Raw genomic sequence first — 22038 nt, 5'->3', positions numbered from 1 at the left:
CAGAGGTCATGGCTCACTTCCGTGATCCTCTATTGTGTCTTAGGGCCTTTGGCAACCGATCTAACTCGCTTCGTGAACCAATTTTGGTGACTTCGAGTACTGTTCATCATCTGCTTTGTCCCACTTTGTGCGCCAATCATAGTGATTCCTAGTATGGTTACTACGCTCCCTATGGTCGCCTAGTACTGTTCATCATCTGCTCTGTCCCACTTGTGGGCCACTCGCAGTGATTCACAGCAAAAAGCGCCCTAATGCCGAGGCATTAGGGCGCTGATACGCGGTACCACCTAAATTGCAGATTGCTCTGCCACTTTGACGTGAGGTAACGTTCACGACGCGCTTGATCTTACTGTGCGGCTTTGTCTGCAAGAAACAAACCGTGGTTCGGATCAAAGACCTTCAAGCTACCTTTTCAGTGTCTGGGGAAGTCTTGCACCGACCGACTTCTCTCTGACCGCCAGGGTCACTGATACTCCTCTTGAACATTGTCTTGCTATCATAGATTCTTGTTTCATCTTGCTACATTCTACAATGAACTTTTTTGAAAGTCAATCAGAGGTTTGCTTTCGCCGCCTCAATGGCTGCTTGATAATCCGGTTCGTGGGAGATCTCAGGCACGATCTCAACGTGTTGAATCACGCCTTCACGGTCCAAAACGAAAATTGCTCGGGCAAAATGACCGAAGTCTGGGATCATGATTTGATAGGCCTCACCGAAGGTATTCGCCGGATCATGAAGCATGATCATGTCGACGCCTTCTTGGCCGCACCATTGTGCTTGTTCTTCTTTTGTATTGTTAGAGATCGTTACAAAATTTATATCATCCAATTGACTTGCCTCTTGGTTGAAACGCTTGGTCTGCAACGCACAAACGCGTGTCACGATATCGGGAACAACGCTGATGATCGTTGGTTTTCCTAAAAAATCAGTCAGTGTATATTCCTTGTCCTCTAAACTTTTCAAGCGAAAATCAGCTGCTTTATCCCCTACTTTTGGTTGGTTGCCGGGCATCTCATAAACCGTTTCTTTGCGTGTAACTTGCATAACATCTCTCCTATAGCATTTTCTCCCAGTATAAGAAAGATTGTCAAAAAACGAAAAGGATTTGCTCAGACTTTCGATTTTTGCGAGTAGGTCGTATCAAAAAAGATCAAGGTTTGCAATTCTGTCGTCAAATCAATGTATTGGATATTGACATCTTTTGGCACGATGACGGGATCAGGGGCAAAATTCAGGATTGCTGTGATCCCAGCATCCACGATCGCATCGATCGCCATTTGTGAATAGCGGCTAGGAACAGTCGAAATCGCTACGGTGATCCCTTTTTCTGCTACGACTTCCGCCAATTGGTCCATTCCATAGACATAACGTCCACTAATGGTCTGGCCAATCATTTCTGGATCATTGTCAAAAACCGCGATGACGGAAAGATTTTCATTTCTGCGAAAATTGTTGTTAGCTAACGCTTTTCCTAAATTTCCATAACCAATCAAGGCGATTTTTTTCTCCTCATTGGTTTCTAAAATATAGCTCAAAACCTCAATCAAATAAGGAACATCATAGCCATACCCACTTCTACCCAATTCTCCTAGATGAGAAAAATCCCGGCGGATCGTGGCTGAAGGAACTTGCGTGATTTCTGCAAACTCTTTTGATTTGATTCGCTGAATACCTGAGGCATCCAGTAATTTTAAGTGTCGTAAATAAGCTGGCAAACGTTTTGCCGTTGCTTTCGGAAGTTTTTTATCTCTTAATGCTTCCATCCTGTCCACCCTCCTTGTTAAATGATTCACATATTGAGTGTAGCATGTTCCATTTTCAATAGCAAGAAAATATTCACAAACTCTCTCACACGATGAAAAACGACCACAAATGTTCCATAACAGTTGTGGTCGTAGTTTAAAAAAGAAACTTTATTATAAGAATTCAGCGAATTCGGTTGCTATTTTTTCTTGATTTGCCGTGATTACTTCTAGTTTCAACCCAGCCATCGCACGTTCCATCATCCCTTCGATATCGAGACGCTCTTCATATTGATGTACTTTATCCAGTCTTGGGCGTGTCTTTGGTTGAGGGGGGGCAAAGATTGTGCAGCAATCCTCAAAGGGCTGAACCGATAACTCAAAGGTATCAATGGCTTCGGCAACTTCAATGATCTCCAATTTGTCCATCGTTGCCACTGGGCGCACGATTGGCGTATTGGTTACTTCATTGATGGCGACCATGCTATGCAAAGTTTGTGAAGCGACTTGTCCTAATGATTCACCATTTAAGATAATCAAGCCATGACGAGCCTCACGAATCGCATCTGTCAAACGCAGCATCATCCGACGGGTGATGGTCATCCAATAGCCTTGTGGCACACGGTTTTTGATTTCTTCTTGGATTTCCGTAAACGGAACTTCGATAAATTGGATGCTTCCCACATAAGGAGCAAGCTTCTTCGTTAGATCTTTGGCTTTTTGTAATGCTTGTTCACTCGTATAAGGAGGACTTGCAAAATGGACTGCTTCGATCTCAACACCGCGTTTCATGGCAAAGTAGCCTGCAACTGGCGAATCGATACCACCAGAAAGCATCAACATTCCCTTACCGCTGGTGCCAACGGGTAAGCCGGCTGCTCCTTGGATCGTTTCATAGGACAGATAGGCGCCATCGACCCGTATTTCCACCCGCAGATTGATGTCTGGTTTTTTCATTTGGACTTTGATATCAGGAAAACGGTCGATCACCGCATTACCTAAGGTCAAATTCAACTGGTTGCTATCTTGCACAAACGAGTGATCGCTGCGCTTAGCTGTGATTTTGAAGGTCTCAACACCGGTGTAGATCTCTGCCATAACGTCTTGAACGGCTTTCTTTAATACCTCAATGTCTTTTTCAACCCGAATACTAGGGGAAAAGTTTTGAATCCCAAAGACTTTTTGCAGCTTAGGAATGATCTCTTGGCTGTTTTCACCGTTCAATAGCAAGTGCATGCGATCTCGCTCGGCATGAACTTTGACATGGGGATAATCGGCTAAGGTACGTTTGACGTTTGAAGCTAATTGCATAATAAAACTACGACGATTTTTGCCCTTTGTTGACAGTTCGCCGTAACGAACCATGATTTCTGAATAATTCACGAGAAAACTCCTTTGATTTGGATTGATTTTATAGTGCTATGTCGTGCTTAATTGATTTTCGAAAATTTTTGGTACAACTGGTGGAAGACGATTAGAAACTGCTCGACTTCTGCCATCGTATTGCTCTCATCTAAACTGATACGAACAGCGGATGTCGCTAACTGTTCCGGAACGTGCATCGCATGAAGCGTACTGCTGGCCATCTTTTTACGGGAGGAACAAGCGCTCGTCGTCGAAAGATAGATCTGCTTTTCTTCAAAGGCATGGACTAAGACTTCTCCTCTGATCCCTTTTAATGAGAAACAAAGTATATGTGGCGCAAACCCTTCAGTGCCAGAAAAAAGCGTGACTTTCTCATAGCCAGCCAGTGCTTCTTGCAAATAGCCTTTTAATAATTGAACATGGTTCGGCTTTTCAGCCTTGTGTTCCGTCGCTAAACGCAGGGCTTTTGCCATGGCAACGATTGCTGGTACATTTTCGGTACCGCTGCGCTGGTTTTGCTCTTGCCCACCGCCAGTCATCAATGGCGCCAACTTACGACCTTGTTTCCAATAGATAAATCCGGCGCCACGAGGTCCGTGAAATTTATGTGCAGAGAACACGGCAAAATCGACTCGCTCATTGAACCATTGCTCTTGCGGGACCTTTGTGATGGCTTGGACGGCATCTACATGGAAATGGATCGTTGGGTAGTCCGCCAACACGGTTGCGATCTCATGGATCGGTTGAATCGATCCTACCTCATTATTGACCGCCATCACCGAAACCAAAATCGTTTCTTTGCGAATCATGTTTGCTAATTCTGACACGTTGACAAAGCCTTGAGCATCAACAGGGACCACACTGACCTCAAATCCTAATTCGGCTAATTGAGCCGCTGTTTCACTGACGGCAGGGTGTTCAATACTGGAAATAATCAGGTGATTCCCATAGGCTTTTTTCGCTAAAGCAGTCCCTTTGATGACCCAGTTGTCTCCTTCGGTCCCCCCACTGGTAAATGCGATCTCTTTGGAAGAAACGTTTAACAGATCGGCGATCTGCTGACGTGATTGCTGTAGCAGGCGATTGGCTTGATTTCCTAAATCATGCAGGCTTGAGGGATTGCCGATGATTCGCTGACTGACTTGGACATATGTATTTAAAGCTTGTGGATAAATAGCGGTTGTTGCACTGTTGTCAAAATAGATCAATGATAGGACCCTTTCTCTAAAAAAATTCTTTCCCATTATAACTGCTCTTGGGCTGAGTTTCAAGGTGACTCGCTGGCTTTGGCTTTATTTAAAGGAAACTTTCCCTTCCTTCGTAAGCGTTAATCATGCAGCGAGCCATTCTTTCCATGAAAAAAGCCAGTCAGTTTTTCACTGCTGGCTTTCGTATTATACTAAGTCGCGGTTATTGAAGTAGAAGTTTTCGATCCGTTTGAAGGCACCTGGTTCTACTCGTTCCAACGCTGTGCCGATTTCATCTAGCGCATCTTGATAGCGATATTCTTTACTGAACAAGTAAAGTGATTTGTCGATCGCTGCCTTGATATCTGGATGAGAATGACGATAGCGGTTGGCATATTGCATCATTTGCTCAGTCAATGCCGCAGCATCCACCAAGTCTTTCGTTTGTTCATCTAAAAGATCAAGATCTTCTTCACAGACAGAAACCAATTTATTGATTTCTTGCATGTTGATGCGAATCTTGTTCAATTCTTTGCCTAGTTCTTCCACCCGATCTGTTGCCACGAAGAAGAATTCTAAGTACTCACCTGGCAAACCAGGTAAGCGTTGCTTCTCAACAAACCGCTTCAAGTTGCGTAGACGGAATTCGAAGCTTTCCACTTTTTCTTGCGCAACTTTTTCGCCACGACGTAATTCCGCAAGGGAATCATCGATTTCGACTTGCTGGCTTTCCACATCATCCAAAATCTTGTAGGCATCTTTGTAGAAGCTTTGCACTTCTGAATAAGGAATTTCGTGCTTTTCTAATTGTGGTAGGTACTCGTTATTGCGACGAGCCAATTCGTCGACTTCCGTTTGGAAACCACGGACGCGACCTAACTCATTATGATTCAATGTATAGCTTTGTGCCGTATGATCCAACTCGATCAACAACTGACGGTTGTTCTTCGTTGCGTGGTCAATATAGTCTTCAATGATTTGGCGATTTTTCATGACATATTTCTTGGCATTGATCTCACGTTCCATCACCGTATACAAGGCATCGATATCACTTGCAGTATCACGACTTGCCACTTCAACGGAAGCGACTTCTGTTTTCGCTAGATCGTTCATGGAGTTTTCAACTCGTTTTTTCACACGGTTGATTTCTTCTTGGAAGTTTGCTTCTGGGAACACATATTTTTGTTCTAATAATTTTTTGTAGCCATCTTGGATTTCTTTCAACTGATCTGGGAAGGTACGGTTTAATTCTTCGTAGGCCGCTGGGATCCGTTTCATTAAGTCTTCTACTTCATAGGTGTGTTTTTCTGCTTGGTCTAACACTTCCCGTGCTTCCACAGGATCGCCTGAAGTATTTAAGGTAACAAATTGGGTGAACTCAATTTCAATGTTTTTGATTTGTTTTTGCAGCTCATTGTAAGCAGGACCGAATTCTTCGCCTTGATCCCGTAGCTTCTTCTTCAAGTCTTCGTAAACGTCCAACGCTTTTTGGACTTCCAGTGAATTTCGTTCTTCACTTTCTCGTAATTCTTTCAAGCCGGCGCGAATCTCTTCTACTTGGCGTTCCATCTCATCCATGGTCGCTTCCGCTTGAACGATCGCCCCTTTTGCTTTGAAAAAGCGGATGCGTTCGTTTAGTTCTTCCACTTCAAAGATTTGACTCTCAAGTTCAGCAAAAGATTTTGTGGAGATATCTGTCCATTGTTGGTTCCACTCACGGAAGGTGTTTTGACTTTGACCAACCAAGTGCATTCTTTTTACTTCATCGACTTCTTCGATCACCGGTAAGTCAAACAGATTTTCTTTGCGTTTTTCCAAGTCATTTAGCTTTTCTTGGTTTTTCTTCCGCATGAAAAAGCCAATTGCATACAAGACCGCTGCGATGATGATGATGGCAATGACAATTCCAAAGATGATATTAGTTCCCATTTTGTGGTTCCTCCAATTTTCAAATATACATGTTTCGTCTAAAATCTGCTGATCAGCAGATTGATTGATAAGTTCATTGAGTATAAAAAGGACAGACAGTCCCTTTATAAAAAAGCATCTACGCTAGATTATAGCATAAAGAAAAAAATCAAGCATTAGATTGAGGCAAAAAAGATCGACTTTTTTCGCATCGAATAAAATCATTCACGGCTTTTCCATCGATAATGAAAACAAATCGTGAAATTTACATCAACAAGTGACTTTTTTTCTGATTTTTCCGATTTTTTTCAAGAAACCGCTTGATTTCTCCCTATTGAAACTGTACTCTAGTAAAAAGCTTGAACAGGAGTAATGTCAAATGAAAGTAGCGAAATTCGGAGGCAGTTCCCTTGCCTCAGCCGAACAAGTCGAAAAAGTTGTTGCGATAATTGAAAGTGATCCTAAAAGACGGTTTGTTGTTGTTTCAGCGCCTGGTAAGCGTTCCAGCGACGATCAGAAAGTCACCGATCTGTTACTAGCAGTCTGTACCGGTCTGTGTGCCCAAGAAGAAATCACTGATTTAATAGAAGAAATCTATGCCCGCTATACAGCGATCGCCGCCCCCTTTGGTATCGAACAAGTCCATTTAGACCGCATCTGGCAATCATTGGCGGCTTTTCAAACACTGCCTACTCAAGACAATCCGCATCTTTATGATACGGTCTTGGCAAGCGGCGAAGACAACAATGCCAAATTGATCGCTGGGATTTTACAAAGCCGTGGGTTAGCTGCTCGCTACATGAATCCGCAAGAACTTGGGTTGCTAGTGACGGATGAACCCCAAAACGCCCGTATCTTGAACAAATCGTACGCTAAGATCGCACAATGGCGCGATAGTCCTGAAATCTTAGTGATTCCTGGCTTCTTTGGTTACACAGAAGCCGGCGAAATCTGTACCTTCTCTCGAGGGGGATCTGATATTTCTGGTGCCATCGTGGCGGCTGGTCTGCAAGTAGAATTGTACGAAAACTTTACCGATGTCGATGGGATTTTTTCTGCTCATCCAGGCTACGTTCATCATCCAGAGTCCATCAAAGAAGTGACTTACCGAGAAATGCGGGAGCTGTCTTATGCCGGCTTTACTGTTTTGCACGATGAGGCGTTGATGCCTTCATACCATGCGAAAATTCCCGTGGTGATCAAAAACACCAATAACCCAAGTCATCCCGGCACCTTGATCACCAACCAAAGAGACAATTTGGATCAGCCGGTGATCGGCGTTGCCAGTGACGAAGGCTTTTGTATGATCTATATCCGCAAATACTTGATGAACCGCGAAGTTGGGTTCACGTTACGGGTCTTAGAGATTTTCCGGGAATTTGATTTAAATTATGAACACATGCCTTCAGGAATCGATGATATCTCGATCATTATGCGCTCCAACCAGTTGAATCCAGTATTGGAAGAAGAACTGCTGCGCAAGATCGCCTACGAGATCGATCCCGATGAACTGCGAATGACCCACGATCTATCCATGGTCGTCGTCGTTGGTGAAGGGATGCGTCAACGAGTCGGGATCACTGCCGACAGTACCGCTGCCCTTGCGCGAAAAAATATCAACTTAGAGATGATCAACCAGGGGTCCTCTGAGGTCAGCATCATGTTCGGCATCCACAAAGAACAAGAAAAAGCCGCTGTCAGAACCCTTTACTACACTTTCTTTGATTAAACCAAACGTGCCAGTTGCACCACTCCTTTTGCTGATAAGCAATCGGAACGGGCAACTGGCACGTTTCTTTATTATTCTGACGATTCTTGGGCTTGCGCTTGTTTTTGTGCCAATTGGCGTTTGATTTCTGCCTTGATTCGCGGTTCAGGAGCAAACCGTTCTTCCCAATCGCTAGGCTTCATGACTTTGTGGGTCTCAGGATCATAATGGGGCTGCCCATCTGGGAAAAGTTTCCCCATGTTGGCGTCATGAACGATAGCCAGGATCGGCGCTGGATCGACCCCTACCAGTGAAAAAGAGCCATAGGTAAAATACAGCAGATCACAGAGCGCATCGACTTGTTCTACTAGAGAATCACTGACAGGCTGTTGTTTGGCAGCCAGCTTGGCTTGGGCTTGATCAATTGCTTGATGCAAATGGGTCAACCCTGCTTGAAAGGTCTCTTCGTCATTGTTGCTGGCAGCATAAAGGAACTCAACTAATTCTTCAATTTTAAAACCAGCACGAAACAGGGCTTTTTCCGCTGAAAAAGCTTGTGGATATGGCGGTCGTGTTGGATCAAAGGTTTTATGAAACTCTTCCGTCATTTCAAATGGACTCATTTCTCTCGCTTCTTTCTGCTTTTTCTAATGGTTCTGTTTCATGGTTCTGCGCTGTCTCCTACGTTGCTTCATGGATTGGCTACACCTTGTTTATTTTTTTAATTCAATCCTTGCTTGGGCATCCTCGGCAATGATCCCAAAATGGATTAAGGCTTTCTTGATGCCGTCATGATCGTTGGTGTCCGTCACAAAGTCAGCACTGGCTTTGGTGATGGGCTGGGCATTGCCCATCGCAACCCCGATCCCCACACCTTCTAACATTTCCACATCATTAAAATGATCCCCAAAGGCCATCGCTTCTTCCATCGCGATCCCTTCATAGGCCAAAAATTCTTTGATCCCTTTGATTTTCGAACCGTTTTTCGGCACGATATCAACAGAATAGGCATTGGATCGCTTAAAATCACATTGCGGCAGCTTGGAGCGTAATTTTTCGCGCTCTGATTCAGGGCTCAGCATAATGCACTGATAGATTGGCTCTCGTAAAATGTCCAATGATTCATAACGTTTGGCGTTGCGATTGGGACTGAAGCGCTGCAAGACTTTCTTTAAAAAGCCGACGGGAAATTTTTTCGGTACATAGCGCAAATAGCGCTGCATGACGGGTGATTGGCTTAAACGGATCATCAAGCTGCCAGCCACTTGCGTTTCTCCGCCAAACATGACTTGACGATAATTTTCATCGGCGTATTCTACGATCGCTTCCAGCGTTTGTTTTGGAAAAGGTTTGGCATAAATCAAGGTTTCCTTCGTGTAAACATATTGGCCGTTATAGGTGATAAACATGTCTAACGACAAGTAATCGATCACCTTCTCTAAATCAACCGGACCACGTCCGGTGGCAATGCCGCAGAGGACGCCATTGGCTTGGGCTTGTTTGATGGCTTCACGAGTACTGGCAAGCGCCTTGCCGTTACTGGCAATCAGTGTGCCATCAATATCAAAAAAGATTGCTTTTATCATATGACTCCTCAAAATAATTTCAACTGATTAGGATTTAATGCTTCGTAATCGATCTGCAGCGCATCGATCAATGCACGAGCATTGTCAGCGGCATCACGACCGGCATTATTATTGAAGACCACTGCGACTTCTTTGGCATTGGCTTCGATGGCTTGAATCGCTTGTTTTAACTCCGTTAGTTCGGCTTGGTCATAGCGATACAAGGTCCGCAGATTTTTGGCATCTGGCCCCGTCGCTGTCCAGCCGCTGTCGTTGCGTCCATGAAAACGGCACAGGACAAACGCAGGATTGGTCACGGTTGGATCAAGGGGAATCGTGGTCGATAGCTTTTTCGGCTGATCAACGACTACTAAGGAAAACTGTTTTCGCTTCATATAATCGATCATTCCCGGATACAGTTTCGGCTGATACCAGCTGCTGTCTCTCAGCTCAATCGCCACTGGGTAACCCGCAAACCATTCTCGCACTTGATCTAAATAGGCGACATTTTCTTTCGTACATTTAAAGCTGTTGGGAAATTGCGCCAATAGGCAAAACAGTTTGCCCGCTTCTACCATTGGCGCGATCGCTTCTTTATAAAGCTGCAGCGCTTCGGTCATGGTCAACTGATCTGGCAAATCCCCTTGGGTGGTCACACTTTGATGGACTTTCAACACAAAGCGGAAATTTTCGGGAATCTGGGTCAACCAATTGCGCACGTCTTTTTCTTTTGGCAAAAAATGATAGGTGGTATCCAGCTCAACTAACGGAAAATAACGGGCATACTCAAATAATTTCGAGTTTTTTCTTTGCACGAGACTGCCATGTTCACTAAATGTGGTACAACCAATTCGAATCATTTTTTCCCATCGCTCCTTGTTTTCTTATTTTAATAGTATACAATAGTTTTGAGTTAAGAGTAAATAAATCATTGCAGGTGATGAAAAAATGAAACGAATTCTCGTGTTGCACACTGGCGGCACCATCGCCATGAAAGAAGATACCCTGACAGGCGGCGTCAGCCCCGATGTCAGCAATCCGCTGATGGATGCACCGATCCACATTGATGACGATGTTGAATTGATCGTCGAAGACATTTTTAATATTCCTAGTCCTCATATGACGCCAAAAGAAATGCTGCAACTGAAAGAACGTATCCAGCTGGCGCATTTAAGCGGTGTCGATGGGGTCGTGATCACTCACGGAACCGATACGCTGGAAGAAACGGCCTTCTTTTTAGATACCACGATCGGCGGTCAGTTACCGATCGTGGTGACTGGTGCCATGCGCTCAAGTAATGAAATCGGCAGTGACGGGCTTTATAACTTTGAAAGTGCGATTCGGGTCGCCAAGTCCCCCGATGCCATAGGAAAAGGTGTCTTAGTCGTCATGAACGATGAGATCCATTCCGCACGTTATGTTACGAAAACCCACACCACCAATATTGCGACGTTCCGCACCCCGACATTAGGTCCGATCGGCTTAGTCACAAAGCACCGAATCTTGTTTATGCAAGAGCTGTTAAATAACCGCCATTTGGATGTTGATCGTGTCGATGGTTTGTTTCCGATCGTCAAAGCCTATGCTGGGATGACCGGGGAATTGTTCGATGCTTTAGCCGACTCGCTGATCGATGGACTAGTGATCGAAGCTTTAGGCGCTGGCAATCTACCGCCTCAAACCATTGAGCCTTTGAAAAAACTGATCGCTAGAAACATTCCGGTCGTCTTAGTTTCTCGCTGCTTCAACGGAGTTGCCGAGCCGGTCTATGACTACTTAGGCGGCGGGATCGAATTGCAAGCTCTTGGGGTGATTTTCTGCAATAGCATCAATAGCCAAAAAGCCCGCATCAAATTATTGATAGCGAAAAACCGTGGGTTGACCATGGATGAGCTTCCTGATTTCATGGAGAATTGACCAAACAAAAACCCTTTTGCCATTCCGTTAACGGAGGCAAAAGGGTTGTTTTATTTTTCTCGCCAAGTAAAGATGGCTTCGCAGTAAGTATCCTCACCGATCTTGATCTCGTGGATCGTTTGCAGCGGCACAGCCTCGCCGGCTTCATCGATTGTCTTTTCATTGATTTGAAAATGGCTTTCGATCAAATGGCCGTAAGCAACTTCCCGATCAAAGCGGATCGTCACTTGTGTCACTTCATGTTTTGTTAAAAACTCATAGCCTAAGACGTCCATCAGCCAATTGAAATACATGGCGTTGTTGACATGCTGATTGCTATCGATATCGTAGAAACGCACCCGATACGGCAAAAATTGTCCTTGTGTGATAGGGGTGATCTTCGGATAGCGTTTGATTCGCTTAATTTTTTCACTGCCAAAAGGCACCACGATCTCATCCGGAACACTGCTGACTTTGCGCGTCTCCGGGTCCATCAACGCAAAAACCGCTTCGATTTTGACCAATTCCGTTCCGTCTTCTGCCAATAACCAAAAGTAACGGTAGCAGAAAAACTTATTGTATTCTCTCGCCTGGGTCGCCACTTGGATCTGCTCCCCTACGCGCGGCAAACGAGTTACCGTTATGTGATAGCTGGTAATGATCCAGGTCAAGCCATAACTAGCGATGACTTCCGGTCCGCGGTTTAACGTCGCACTTTGTTCTTCTGATGTCTTGATGGCGATGCCTAGCATGGCTGGAAACGTCATCGTTTGGTTGACATCACATTCATAATACGCCACTTCATGCGTGGTTTGATACTTTGCTGCCATAGTTCTAATTGCCTCCTAAAAACGACTCAATATTTCATCGACAGTTGGTCCATAACTTTCACCAAATTGATTCAAATGGACCAATAAATAATACAATTGATACACTGGCAGTCGCTCTTTCCAATTCTCATCTAATGGATAGACTTCTTGATAGCCTTCCAAAAATTCCTGACGAAAACCGCCGAAGAGCTGGGACATCGCAATATCCATTTCTCGATCCCCATAAGCGACTGCTGGATCAAGAAACACTGGTTCTCCTTGTTGATCGAACAGCACATTCCCCCGCCAAAAATCACCGTGTAATAAAGCAGGTGTGACGCTGCGATCACGCCAATTCTCATGCAAAAATTCTTTCAAACGCAGATAAGCGGCTTCCCGTTTGGCATGCCAGTGATTACCCAGCTTCGCTAATTCGACTTGCACATCCAAACGGCAGACTGTGTAAAAATCAAGCCAATCGGTGGTTTTCGGATTGACTTGCGGCAAAAAGCCGATGTAATTGTCTTCGTAAAAACCAAAAGACTCCTGCGTCTGCTGATGAAGCCGAGCCAAGCATTGGCCTAAGCGCCGCTGCTGTCCTTCCCCACTATCGATCCATTCCATCAATAAAAATGCCCCCTCTTCGGTCTGACCGAGGCGTTCGATTTTTGGCACCCGCACGAAAGGGGCTAATTCAGCTAAGCCGTTGATTTCTGCTTGAAAGAACACCGATGAAACATGAGGATGGGTCTTTAAAAAATAGCGATTTTCTCCTGTAGTGAACCGATACGTTTGATTGACATCCCCACCACTGATGGGCGTCAGCGAGCCGGTCATCCCGACTGCTGCGAACAATGCTTCCTCCATACGGATCTCCCTTTCTTTACTCAGTCAGTTGGGCAGTCAAATACGCTTGCTCTTCTTTCGTCACACCTAGTCCTTGCAGGAGATACTGATCGACCGAACCGAAATGCTGATCGATCGCAGCCAAACTTTCCTCAAGAAAACTCTCTTTGGCACTCATCAAAACCGTAATCGCCGTTAACAGCTCTTGCGGCAAATGCTGGGTCATTGGGGCAAATTTTTCTTTTAGCATTGGGGCTAAATAGCGATTGGTCGCTAAATAATCTTCTTTGATCGTCGCTGGTGCCACAGCCAACACATGAAGCAATAAAAAGGCGCCAAAGCCTGTGCGATCTTTTCCCGCGGTACAGTGGAACAAGGTTGCTCCTTCGCCTTCCGCATTGTCGATCACATGATCAAAGAACTGCCGATATTGTTGGCGGGCATAGTCGCTTTCAACAAAGTGACGGTAGACTTTTTTCATCTGCTCTTCGGCATCTTCCCCATCTTCCAAGCGCTGCTTCAAGCTTTCTGGCGACAAGGAAACCATCGTTTCGTCTTCTTTGAAAATAGGTAAAAAAAGCTGCTTTGCTGTGGCGATCGGTCGATCAGGCTGTGCATTGGCTTCAGCGATGGAGCGAAAATCAATGACCTGATTGACCCCATAGTTTGCCAGTACTGCTTGATCTGAAGCAGTCAATTCATTGATCGCCGCACTGCGGATCAATTTTTTTCGTTTGATCGTCGTACCGTTTTTCGTTTGATAGCCGCCAAGTTCTCTGACGTTTGCCGCTCGTTCTAGTTGAATCAATTGTGTCATTGCTTATCCCTCCCGCGATGTTCTAGTTAAAAGTATAGCAGAAACTTCGCTATTAAGGGCACTGAAACCTAGATTTTTCTACAAGCTGAGCTTTAACGGACAAAAAAAAGAAAGACCACACGCAGTCTTTCTTTGCTTTCGCTTGTTAAAAAATGTTTCTATTCGGCTTCGATCACGGCGGCAGAATCATCTAAGATCGAACGATCCAGTTCGTTGATACGGCTGCTGGTCACCATTCCCGCAACCATACTGTCGCTGACATTAACGAGTGTCCGTGCCATATCGATCAATGGTTCAACAGAAATAACTAAGCCTACGATGGCGATCGGCAAATTCATTGAGCCTAAGACGATCAATGAAGCAAAAGTTGCGCCACCGCCGACACCGGCAACGCCGAATGAGCTGATTGTAACAACGGCAACTAACAGCAGGATAAACTGCCAATCAAAGACATTGATTCCAACCGTTGGTGCAACGATCGTTGCCAACATCGCTGGATAAACACCCGCACATCCGTTTTGACCAATCGATAAACCAAAGCTGCCTGCAAAGTTAGCCGTGGCTTCATCAACACCTAACGCTTTGGTTTGGGTTTCGATGTTCAATGGCAAGGCACCGGCACTTGAACGAGAAGTAAAGGCGAAGCTCAAGACTGGAAAAGCCTTTTTGAAATACGTTACTGGATTGACCCGTACAGCGATCAGCAATAATGAATGAACGAGTAAGACCAAAATCAAAGCGGCATAAGAAGCGATGATAAATTTCCCTAAGTTCAAGATGGCTTCAAAATCACTTGAAGCTAATACGTTAGTCATCAATGCCAAAACCCCATAAGGTGTCAGGCGCAAAACTAACGTGACGATACGCATCACGATTTTATATAAGCTGTCCATCAAATTCGCAAAAGTTTCCGCTTCTTTCGGTGATTTGCGTTTGACACCAAGAAAGGCAATCCCAACAAAGGCTGAGAAAATCACGACACCGATCGTACTTGTCGAACGAGTACCAGCAAAGTCGGCGAAGACATTACTTGGGATGAAAGAAACGATTTGTTGTGGGATCGATAGATCTTGGACTTGTGTCGAACGTTCCGCTAATTCTGCGATCCGCGCTGTTTCCGTTGCCCCTTCGGTAAAACTGGCACCGTCAAGACCAAAGACCATGACCATCACGATCCCGATCAAGGCAGCGATCGCCGTTGTCCCTAGCAAAGTCGCAAGAACCGTAAAACTGATCTTCTTGATTTTTTCGCTTTCTTTCATCTTGGTGAAAGCACCAACGATCGAAACGAAGATCAATGGCATGATCAGCATTTGCAAGAGGGCCACATAGCCGCTACCGACCATCGTGATCCAGTCAAGAGCTTGCGTGACAACATCAGAGCCTGTCCCAAAAATCAGCTGTAGCACACCACCAAAAACGATCCCGACGAACAACGCCGCAAAGACCCGCGTTGAAAACTTCACGTGACGCTTTTGCAATAAGTAGAACCCATAAATAAGGGCAGCAAAAAGTAGAACAACAATAATAGTTAACAGATTTGTCATTTGAATCCTCCTTTTGTTCAATAAACATGACAAAGTCTGTCAGAGGAAGTAAAGGTTCCCAGTGACCATTCTTCAACAGTTCACTCTAATGAGACGTGTGGCATCATTAGTGACTATTCCATTTTAAAGAAGTTTGCTTCATCTTACAATAAATAAGTTCCCAGTTTTCTGGGATGGTACCGCTTTTTTGTCAGTAAATAAAAAAAGAACCGTTGCCACACCCCCATGCTGCTAGGATTTCTGCTTTCCTAACAGTTGGATTGCGGCAACTGGTTCGTTATTTTTTTATTTCGTCTTTTTGAAAATTTTCAGTAAATATTCAGTTGGCCATTAGAAATTGCTGACTTACGCCAAAGCGCCCATTGGATCCCAAGGTGCTAAGACCGTTGGTTCTGCTTCAAAGGCAGCCAATTGTTCTGCTGTCAGGAATTCTTTGCGAACCACGATTTGATAGGTGTATTCATCCATCCATGCATCGCTCATGACGAAGAAGCCATTCGTTCCGACTTTTTCCCCCCAGCTGTTTTCGACTTTCCATTTGGTTGATTCGCCATCGATCAAATCAACACCGGTCAAGACCATCGCATGGGTCATTAAGCTTTCGCCAAAATCTAAGCGTTCTGCTTTGGTCATCGTAAAGTCGATATCAAATAAGTCATTGATATCATAGGCATCTAATGCCATGATCCCAGTATCTCTGGTAGAAGATTGACCGACATCACAACCGAACCACACGGACTCCCCTTGTTCCAATTGAGCGATCGCTAATTTTTTGAAGGTCGGCATATCGACGTTCAAGTATTTGACTTCTTTGCCGCCAACCACGTTGCCTAGCATTTCTACGGTATACGATTGATTGTAAGGCTTGTCGGCAGTTGGTGCGTTGATGATGCTGACATAATCGTCAAGGTCCACCCCGACATATTTTTCATAAAAGCTTTGTGGTGTTAAGTTGCGATCAATGTGATAGTTTTTGTCTTCATCACGGTATTCAAAATCAAAGGTTTCTGGCGGTGTGCCTAAAGAAGTCGCTAAGAAACGATAAATGTCTTCCAACATCGCTTCTTTGGCTGTTTGAATGTCTTCAGCTGTTTTGCCTTCAGCCACTAGCTGACGCAAAGCAACCGCATCTTTACGCAGTTTTTTGTTCAAGTAATTGTTTAGGTCACGAGAATTGGAAGAGTTGCTGCTTTCTGGCATGACCGTTTTTGGCACGACACCATATTTTTGGAAAATCGAAACGATCATGTCCCATTGCCCACCATCTTGTTGTGGGGTTTGCAATAAGAAAGCAACTTTGCGACTTGTCAAAGGCTCGTTGGCAGTTGCTAAAATATTTTCATAGAAATAGTTGGCTTTTTCGTATTTGTCCCAAAAGAAGGTATGATTTTGAGACAATTCAAATTCTTTTAAATTGAAATCATTCAGCATCTTATGACGGAATGTATTCAATGCGGCAAACATCCAGCAGCGGCCTGATTGTTTTTGGTTTGAGACTTTCCCTGTTGTCACATCGACTGAGAAAACCGGCACATTGTTGACTTTTGCTGACACGTTTTCTGCAGAAGCGGTGATCCCATTTTTCACAACACTCCGTTGCAGTGCCGTTTGTTTATTATTGTCTTGATACGCTTGCGCAAAGGCAGCGGTGGTCTTTTTTGAAATTTCTGACATATTTCTTCATCCTTTCACTTTCCGTTCCTTCCATTTTACGCCTCTGCCTCTCAAATAACAACCGCTCCTAGAAAAATGAAAAAATCATCTTTCTAAGAGCGGTTGCTCGTATCAAGGATTTAAAGAGTTAGCATCAAAAGCAAAAAGCCAAGTAAAACAAAGGATAGTCCTCGTTCAAATCGTGCATACAGGAAGCGGATCGGGCGACTAGCTAGCAAGATCGTCAGTAAAACACTGGCTAACACCAACGTCACAAAGCCTAATACCGACAGATTCAAGTCGGTGATGGCTAATGCCCGCAAGCCCTTGATGAAGATCCCCTGTAAAAGATAGACCAGCAGTGTGTTTTTGCCCCACTTCGTAAAAAACAGGTGCTCTCTGGGCACGAGGCTCAGAAAACCGATGATCCCCATCAGCCCGATCACGAAAAAGACCGCACGCAAGGGACCGCCGAACAACGGGTAGCTCAAGTAATCGTCATAAGGCTTGGAACCAAAAACCATGTACTTGTTCATCCCATGAAAAAACGCGATAAAGGTGTAGATGATCGGTAGGAAAAGCAAACTGATGGTTCGAATCTTTGGTTTCAATAAAAAGCGCATCTCATTTTTGGGAAAATAAAACCCGATAATGAAAAACGGCAAAAAGACAAAGGTCCGCTGCAAGGTCAACACTTGATTTAAAAACGGCACGTAGCCAGCAAAGATGCTCAAGCCAATACTCAGCAGGATCGCCTGCTTTTTGGACATTTTTTGAAAGATCAACAGCGAGAGCTGCCAAAAGAACATGCTAAGCAAAAACCAAAGTGCCCATTGCGGATTCAACAGTTGGATTTTTAGCGACTCCCGTAGACCGATCAACCAGTAATAGACAGTGTAAAACACCTGAAAGAAGACATAAGGCAGCAAGAACTTTTTCATCAACTCACGAAGCTTGTGTCCCTTCGTCAACGGTTTGGCAAAGTACCCAGCCAGAAAAACAAAAGCTGGCATGTGGAAAGTGAAGATAAAATAATATAGGTCATGATAAAACTTCTGATCGCCGATAAAAGGCTGCAGCAAGTGACTGAAGACGACCAAGATCATCAGTAAAAATTTGGCATTATCAAAGTAAGCCGTTCTTTGCGATTGGCTCATAAAAAGTTCCTCCTCTAAGTTGTATCTGTCAAAGGATACCTGATCCATGAAACAGAACTGTAACAAGCTATTAACTTTTTTCTAACGATTCTTGTTCATTTGATTACCAGTTGCTATTTTGTATATTTTGTATTAATATATATAATACAAAGGAGCTGTTTTCGATGATATTTGATATTCAAACCCAAAGCAACCAACCCATCTACCAGCAGTTGCGGGAACAGATCATTGTCGGTATCGCAAAAGGCGATTTGGCCGCTGGCGAATTGCTGCCATCCGTCCGTCAATTAGCCGAAGAGATCGGCATCAATACCATGACGATCTCAAAAGCCTACAATTCCCTCAAAGAAGAAGGCTTGTTAGTCACAGATCGCCGCAAAGGAACCGCCGTTGCCGCGCCACCACCGTTTACTTCCGGACAAGAAGCGGAGTATCGCCAAAACTTACAGCTACAGCTAGCAATCGCTCTCTTACACGGCAAAAGCAAGCAAGCGCTTTTAACGGATGTTCAACAACTTCTGGACCAATTTCCTGAAAGGAATGAATGCAAATGACTTATCTTTTTTTCATTATTGCCCTCGTCCTCTGTGGGACGACCGCATTTGGTTTACGCTTGATCAGTAAACCCCACAAAAATGTTTTACTCGAAAATACCCTTGCCCCTGAGCATCTGGATGATCCTAGCGTCCACAGCTTGATCACAGAATTTCGCAAGCGTATCTTACAAATCGTTGGTACATTTAGTGTAGCAAGTCTCCTTTTTTTGTTCAATTTATCTGACTCCATCATCCTTACCCTGTTCTGGCTTTATATGGCCGCTTTGCTGGGGACAGCTTACTTGGTACAAGTACATTACATCGGAAAAATGCGGCAATTGATCCTTACCAATGGATGGGAACTACCCATCGATCCGATTCGGATCGATACGAAACTCGTTCAAACCAAAAATAAGCGGATGCTGCCGTGGTATAGCCTCGTTCCTGCGGGGATTTTGTTGATGATCAGTTTGTACCAAGCATGGCAGTTGCCTGATCTTTCTACAGGATACTTGATGGGCGGTGTCTCCTTAGCAATTTTTGCGCTGTTCCTCTATCTCTGGGTGATCATCAGCCGCTTACCCGTTCGCGGGATCAGCGGTGATTCAGCTATCGACCAGCACATCAATGATTTAACAAAGCGTTATTGGTCCTTAATGATCGCCGTGACTTGCACCATTACGCTGCTCTTGTTGACTGTCCCGCTGGCGTCCATGTCCGCTACCGGAGCATTCAGTACTATCCTCTTAGTGCTCTTTGTTGTTTTGGTGGTTTTCTTGATCGTCTTTACCTTCTTCTTATTGCTTGATCTGCGTAAAAAACAAGATCAGCTCTTAGAACCAGCAGCACAACCGCGCTATTATGGCGAAGATGCTTACTGGCGATATGGTGTTTACATCAATCCTAATGATGCGCGACTGTTCGTACCTGACCGTGTCGGAATGAATATCGGCGTTAATCTAGGCAAACGCAGCGGACAAATCGTCGCAGGTATCACCGCGGTCTTCTTACTTGTGTTAATGATTGGGACCATCATTCCCATGTACCGCTTAGATTTCGCTCCTGATGCGATCACTGGTGAAGTGCAAGGACAAGAAGTCACCTTCGATGCACCAATGACCGGGAAAACTACGGTCTCTTTGGCAGATATAGAGACAGTGGAATTGATCGAAACATTGCCGTCTCCTCGTGTTCGTACCATGGGTGTAGGAACCGCCAGTTACCAAATCGGTCAGTTTACCGTTGCCGGCAAACCTGCCAGAATGTTTGTCGACACGAAGGTGACGCCCATTTTAAAAGTCACTACTAACGATGGCCCAACTGTTTTTTACACAAATAAAAAAGCCGCCGAAACGACGGATTTATACGAGGAACTATTACAGAAGATTTCCTCAGCGGAGTGAGTGTTCTGGAGAAAAAACTGGGGAACCCATTATCCCCAGGCTATCGACAACCAACAAAAGAACGGACTCTTTCCAACAAAAAAACGACCTTCCGAAACGAAGGTCGTTTTTGATACTCCGGCAGTAGGACTCGAACCTACGACATCATGATTAACAGTCATGCGCTACTACCAACTGAGCTATGCCGGAAGAATCTATCTGTACTATACCAAATAGTCAGATAATTTAGCAAGAGCAAAAATCAATTTTTTGATCCTTTTTTTCAAGAAAATCCCCTTTTAGAAACTTCCCTTCCCGCAAAGCGTTTTTCTCAAGAAATATCCGAAAATCTCATTGACAAAGTAGCGCCTTTACGGTATTCTATATCTTGTGTTAAATAACACGCCGCTTTAGCTCAGTTGGTAGAGCGCATCCATGGTAAGGATGAGGTCGACGGTTCAAGCCCGTCAAGTGGCTTTGGTAGGACAACGTTTGTCGAACGTTGTCTTTTTTTGTACATCTAATTCCCAATATATAGCGATAATTTCTAAAGTTAACAATTCGTATTGCCTCTAATTACTTGCGATATACAAAAGAAATAAGATCGTAAAACCCAATAGTACGAAAGATACAACGGCTTTCACCATTCTCGCTGCATCTTTAAATTTGAACAAGAGCGTATAAAGATTAATAAAGTAAATGATCGACAGGACTGCTTCTTGCGAATATTCCTTCACTTGGATCAAGCCTAACCATATACTCAGCAAAAGAATCGAAAAAACAACCTAATAGTTTTCTGCAACACGCTTCATTTCATTCTCCTTTCCAATGATAGCCACTTGCAACCAGCTGAATCATGGAAACTCAGTAAATTATCAGCCCCTCTCTCCAATACTTTTCCTACATCCTTTGCTTATTAAAAGTGTAACAAACTTTCTCTTCTAATGGTCAAACTTGTTCAATTTACATAGTTATTCTTTGTTAAAAAGATTAAAATGGGTTTTCAATCGTTACTCACAGCTCAATTTTAGGCACTTCTTTTTTACAACAAAAAACCCGCTCTCCTAAAGCTAAGAGAGCAGATTTTTCAACTAAACTGAATTTTTTTGAAAGGAGATGCTTGATGCTGACTTAAAAAATAACATATTTTTTCCGTTTAATTTAAATTTTTACTTCACGACCAGCACCGTACATTTCGAATGATTAACGACATAATCGGTGGTTGAGCCCACGACAGCTCGGGTCAATGTGCCTTTACCAGTTGCACCGATAACGATCAAATCAATTGGATACAATTCAGTCGCTGCATGAATGATAAAACGTTTTGGATCACCGACTTCAACGATCACCTCAACATCTTCCACCCCATGTTGATTGGCATCATAGATTTTTTTCAACATATCCGTTTCCACACGTAATTTTTCTTGATCAAAAATTTTCGCAAAAGCATAGGCACTTGTGGATAACTCAGCATTGTTGATAACAGAGAGGACATACAATTTGGCTTTGTTCCTACGGCAAATCGCGAGTGCTTCTTGGAACGCTTTTTCTGACTGATCCGACCCATCTAAGGCTACAAGTACATTTTGAGAATTACGTAACATCCAAATCGCCTCCTTTTCTTTATTTTACCACAAAAAATGGAAGCGTTACAAAAAAGGACGAGGTCTACTCTTAAGAGACCTAAAACTTCCTTTAAGATTTGTGAAGGTCCTTACTTGGTTCCGCAATTATGCAGTAAAATAAGAAGAACAATGATTCGAGGTGAAAGAAATGCGCTCTTTTTTCCATGCTGCAGTCACTGTGCTCTTGTACTTAGGGCTTTTCTTGCTGATAATCGGTATTATCGCCTTTTTCTTGCTAAAACTTTAAGCTTGGTTTGTTGAAAAGCAAGTTGCTGTCACATCCCTAAGAGGAGTG

The 22038-nt window shown here is 44.0% G+C and carries 19 protein-coding genes, 2 tRNA genes and 1 other annotated feature; of the genes, 5 read left to right on the top strand and 16 right to left on the bottom strand.

The window, feature by feature from the left end; genetic code table 11:
* Nucleotides 1-260: 260 nt before the first annotated feature.
* Nucleotides 261-495: a binding site (T-box leader), on the bottom strand.
* A gap of 57 nt (nt 496-552) precedes the next feature.
* From tpx to ezrA, 5 genes are all read right to left on the bottom strand, one after another.
* On the bottom strand, nt 553-1044 hold the full coding sequence (tpx, locus tag IGI94_RS03270) for a thiol peroxidase (protein ID WP_142967897.1): 492 nt from the start codon (nt 1042-1044) through the stop codon (nt 553-555).
* Between the two features lie 65 nt (nt 1045-1109).
* Nucleotides 1110-1763 (bottom strand): redox-sensing transcriptional repressor Rex, encoded by a 654-nt coding sequence (locus IGI94_RS03265; RefSeq protein WP_005237525.1) that lies wholly within the window; start codon nt 1761-1763, stop codon nt 1110-1112.
* A 153-nt stretch (nt 1764-1916) separates the two neighbouring features.
* On the bottom strand, nt 1917-3125 hold the full coding sequence (gene thiI / locus IGI94_RS03260) for a tRNA uracil 4-sulfurtransferase ThiI (protein WP_142437652.1): 1209 nt from the start codon (nt 3123-3125) through the stop codon (nt 1917-1919).
* A 47-nt stretch (nt 3126-3172) separates the two neighbouring features.
* Nucleotides 3173-4315, bottom strand: a complete 1143-nt coding sequence (locus IGI94_RS03255; protein WP_034872411.1) for a cysteine desulfurase family protein — start codon at nt 4313-4315, stop codon at nt 3173-3175.
* Between the two features lie 186 nt (nt 4316-4501).
* Nucleotides 4502-6223, bottom strand: coding sequence for a septation ring formation regulator EzrA (gene ezrA / locus IGI94_RS03250; protein WP_016611694.1), 1722 nt, complete (start codon nt 6221-6223; stop codon nt 4502-4504).
* Between the two features lie 358 nt (nt 6224-6581).
* On the opposite strand from ezrA, the gene IGI94_RS03245 reads away from it, so the two are divergent.
* The gene (locus IGI94_RS03245) at nt 6582-7931 is read left to right on the top strand and encodes an aspartate kinase (RefSeq protein WP_086372646.1); all 1350 of its coding nucleotides are present in this window, start codon (nt 6582-6584) and stop codon (nt 7929-7931) included.
* A 71-nt stretch (nt 7932-8002) separates the two neighbouring features.
* Here IGI94_RS03245 and IGI94_RS03240 read toward each other — a convergent pair whose 3' ends face one another.
* The 3 genes from IGI94_RS03240 to IGI94_RS03230 all read right to left on the bottom strand — a co-directional run bounded on the left by IGI94_RS03240 (nt 8003) and on the right by IGI94_RS03230 (nt 10335).
* Nucleotides 8003-8533: an HAD family hydrolase gene (locus IGI94_RS03240; protein ID WP_438899426.1), complete on the bottom strand. Its 531-nt coding sequence runs from the start codon at nt 8531-8533 to the stop codon at nt 8003-8005.
* A 90-nt stretch (nt 8534-8623) separates the two neighbouring features.
* Entirely contained in the window at nt 8624-9496 is an 873-nt protein-coding gene (locus tag IGI94_RS03235) for a Cof-type HAD-IIB family hydrolase (RefSeq protein ID WP_438899425.1), read from the bottom strand.
* An 8-nt stretch (nt 9497-9504) separates the two neighbouring features.
* Nucleotides 9505-10335 (bottom strand): DUF72 domain-containing protein, encoded by an 831-nt coding sequence (locus IGI94_RS03230; RefSeq protein WP_008377017.1) that lies wholly within the window; start codon nt 10333-10335, stop codon nt 9505-9507.
* 88 nt (nt 10336-10423) lie between these two features.
* Here IGI94_RS03230 and IGI94_RS03225 point away from each other — a divergent pair, with 88 nt between their 5' ends.
* A complete protein-coding gene (locus IGI94_RS03225) occupies nt 10424-11392 on the top strand; it encodes an asparaginase (RefSeq protein WP_005237533.1) in 969 nt (322 codons plus the stop codon).
* Nucleotides 11393-11442: 50 nt separating this feature from the next.
* Here the strand turns inward: IGI94_RS03225 and IGI94_RS03220 are convergent, their stop codons facing one another.
* The 6 genes from IGI94_RS03220 to IGI94_RS03195 all read right to left on the bottom strand — a co-directional run bounded on the left by IGI94_RS03220 (nt 11443) and on the right by IGI94_RS03195 (nt 18200).
* On the bottom strand, nt 11443-12201 hold the full coding sequence (locus IGI94_RS03220; protein WP_301388056.1) for an acyl-ACP thioesterase domain-containing protein: 759 nt from the start codon (nt 12199-12201) through the stop codon (nt 11443-11445).
* A gap of 15 nt (nt 12202-12216) precedes the next feature.
* On the bottom strand, nt 12217-13047 hold the full coding sequence (locus IGI94_RS03215; RefSeq protein ID WP_142971844.1) for a fructosamine kinase family protein: 831 nt from the start codon (nt 13045-13047) through the stop codon (nt 12217-12219).
* 16 nt (nt 13048-13063) lie between these two features.
* A complete protein-coding gene (locus tag IGI94_RS03210) occupies nt 13064-13843 on the bottom strand; it encodes a tyrosine-protein phosphatase (RefSeq protein ID WP_142437656.1) in 780 nt (259 codons plus the stop codon).
* A gap of 158 nt (nt 13844-14001) precedes the next feature.
* A complete protein-coding gene (locus tag IGI94_RS03205) occupies nt 14002-15390 on the bottom strand; it encodes an L-cystine transporter (RefSeq protein WP_010747447.1) in 1389 nt (462 codons plus the stop codon).
* Nucleotides 15391-15735: 345 nt separating this feature from the next.
* Nucleotides 15736-17064 carry an aminopeptidase C gene (locus tag IGI94_RS03200; protein ID WP_005225135.1) on the bottom strand — a complete coding sequence of 443 codons (1329 nt, stop codon included), beginning with the start codon at nt 17062-17064 and terminating at the stop codon, nt 15736-15738.
* A 119-nt stretch (nt 17065-17183) separates the two neighbouring features.
* Nucleotides 17184-18200 carry an acyltransferase family protein gene (locus IGI94_RS03195; RefSeq protein ID WP_008377006.1) on the bottom strand — a complete coding sequence of 339 codons (1017 nt, stop codon included), beginning with the start codon at nt 18198-18200 and terminating at the stop codon, nt 17184-17186.
* Nucleotides 18201-18364: 164 nt separating this feature from the next.
* Here IGI94_RS03195 and IGI94_RS03190 point away from each other — a divergent pair, with 164 nt between their 5' ends.
* Together IGI94_RS03190 and IGI94_RS03185 are read left to right on the top strand one after the other, a co-directional pair.
* Nucleotides 18365-18754 carry a GntR family transcriptional regulator gene (locus IGI94_RS03190; RefSeq protein ID WP_016620245.1) on the top strand — a complete coding sequence of 130 codons (390 nt, stop codon included), beginning with the start codon at nt 18365-18367 and terminating at the stop codon, nt 18752-18754.
* On the top strand, nt 18751-20139 hold the full coding sequence (locus tag IGI94_RS03185) for a hypothetical protein (protein ID WP_438899424.1): 1389 nt from the start codon (nt 18751-18753) through the stop codon (nt 20137-20139). The genes IGI94_RS03190 and IGI94_RS03185 overlap by 4 nt, the downstream gene beginning before the upstream one ends.
* Nucleotides 20140-20254: 115 nt before the next feature.
* Here the strand turns inward: IGI94_RS03185 and IGI94_RS03180 are convergent.
* Nucleotides 20255-20328: transfer RNA gene (locus tag IGI94_RS03180), tRNA-Asn, on the bottom strand.
* Nucleotides 20329-20522: 194 nt separating this feature from the next.
* On the opposite strand from IGI94_RS03180, the gene IGI94_RS03175 reads away from it, so the two are divergent.
* Nucleotides 20523-20595 (top strand) — tRNA-Thr (locus IGI94_RS03175).
* Nucleotides 20596-21287: 692 nt separating this feature from the next.
* On the opposite strand, the gene IGI94_RS03170 is transcribed toward IGI94_RS03175, so the two are convergent.
* The gene (locus IGI94_RS03170; protein ID WP_005237544.1) at nt 21288-21722 is read right to left on the bottom strand and encodes a universal stress protein; all 435 of its coding nucleotides are present in this window, start codon (nt 21720-21722) and stop codon (nt 21288-21290) included.
* Between the last annotated feature and the right edge of the window lie 316 nt (nt 21723-22038).

This window comes from Enterococcus sp. AZ149, assembly GCF_051714285.1.
In the GTDB taxonomy this organism is placed as follows: Bacteria; Bacillota; Bacilli; order Lactobacillales; family Enterococcaceae; genus Enterococcus_D; species Enterococcus_D entomosocium.
Note: the sequence above shows the minus strand (reverse complement) of the source record. Positions and strands in the feature narration are given on the sequence as shown.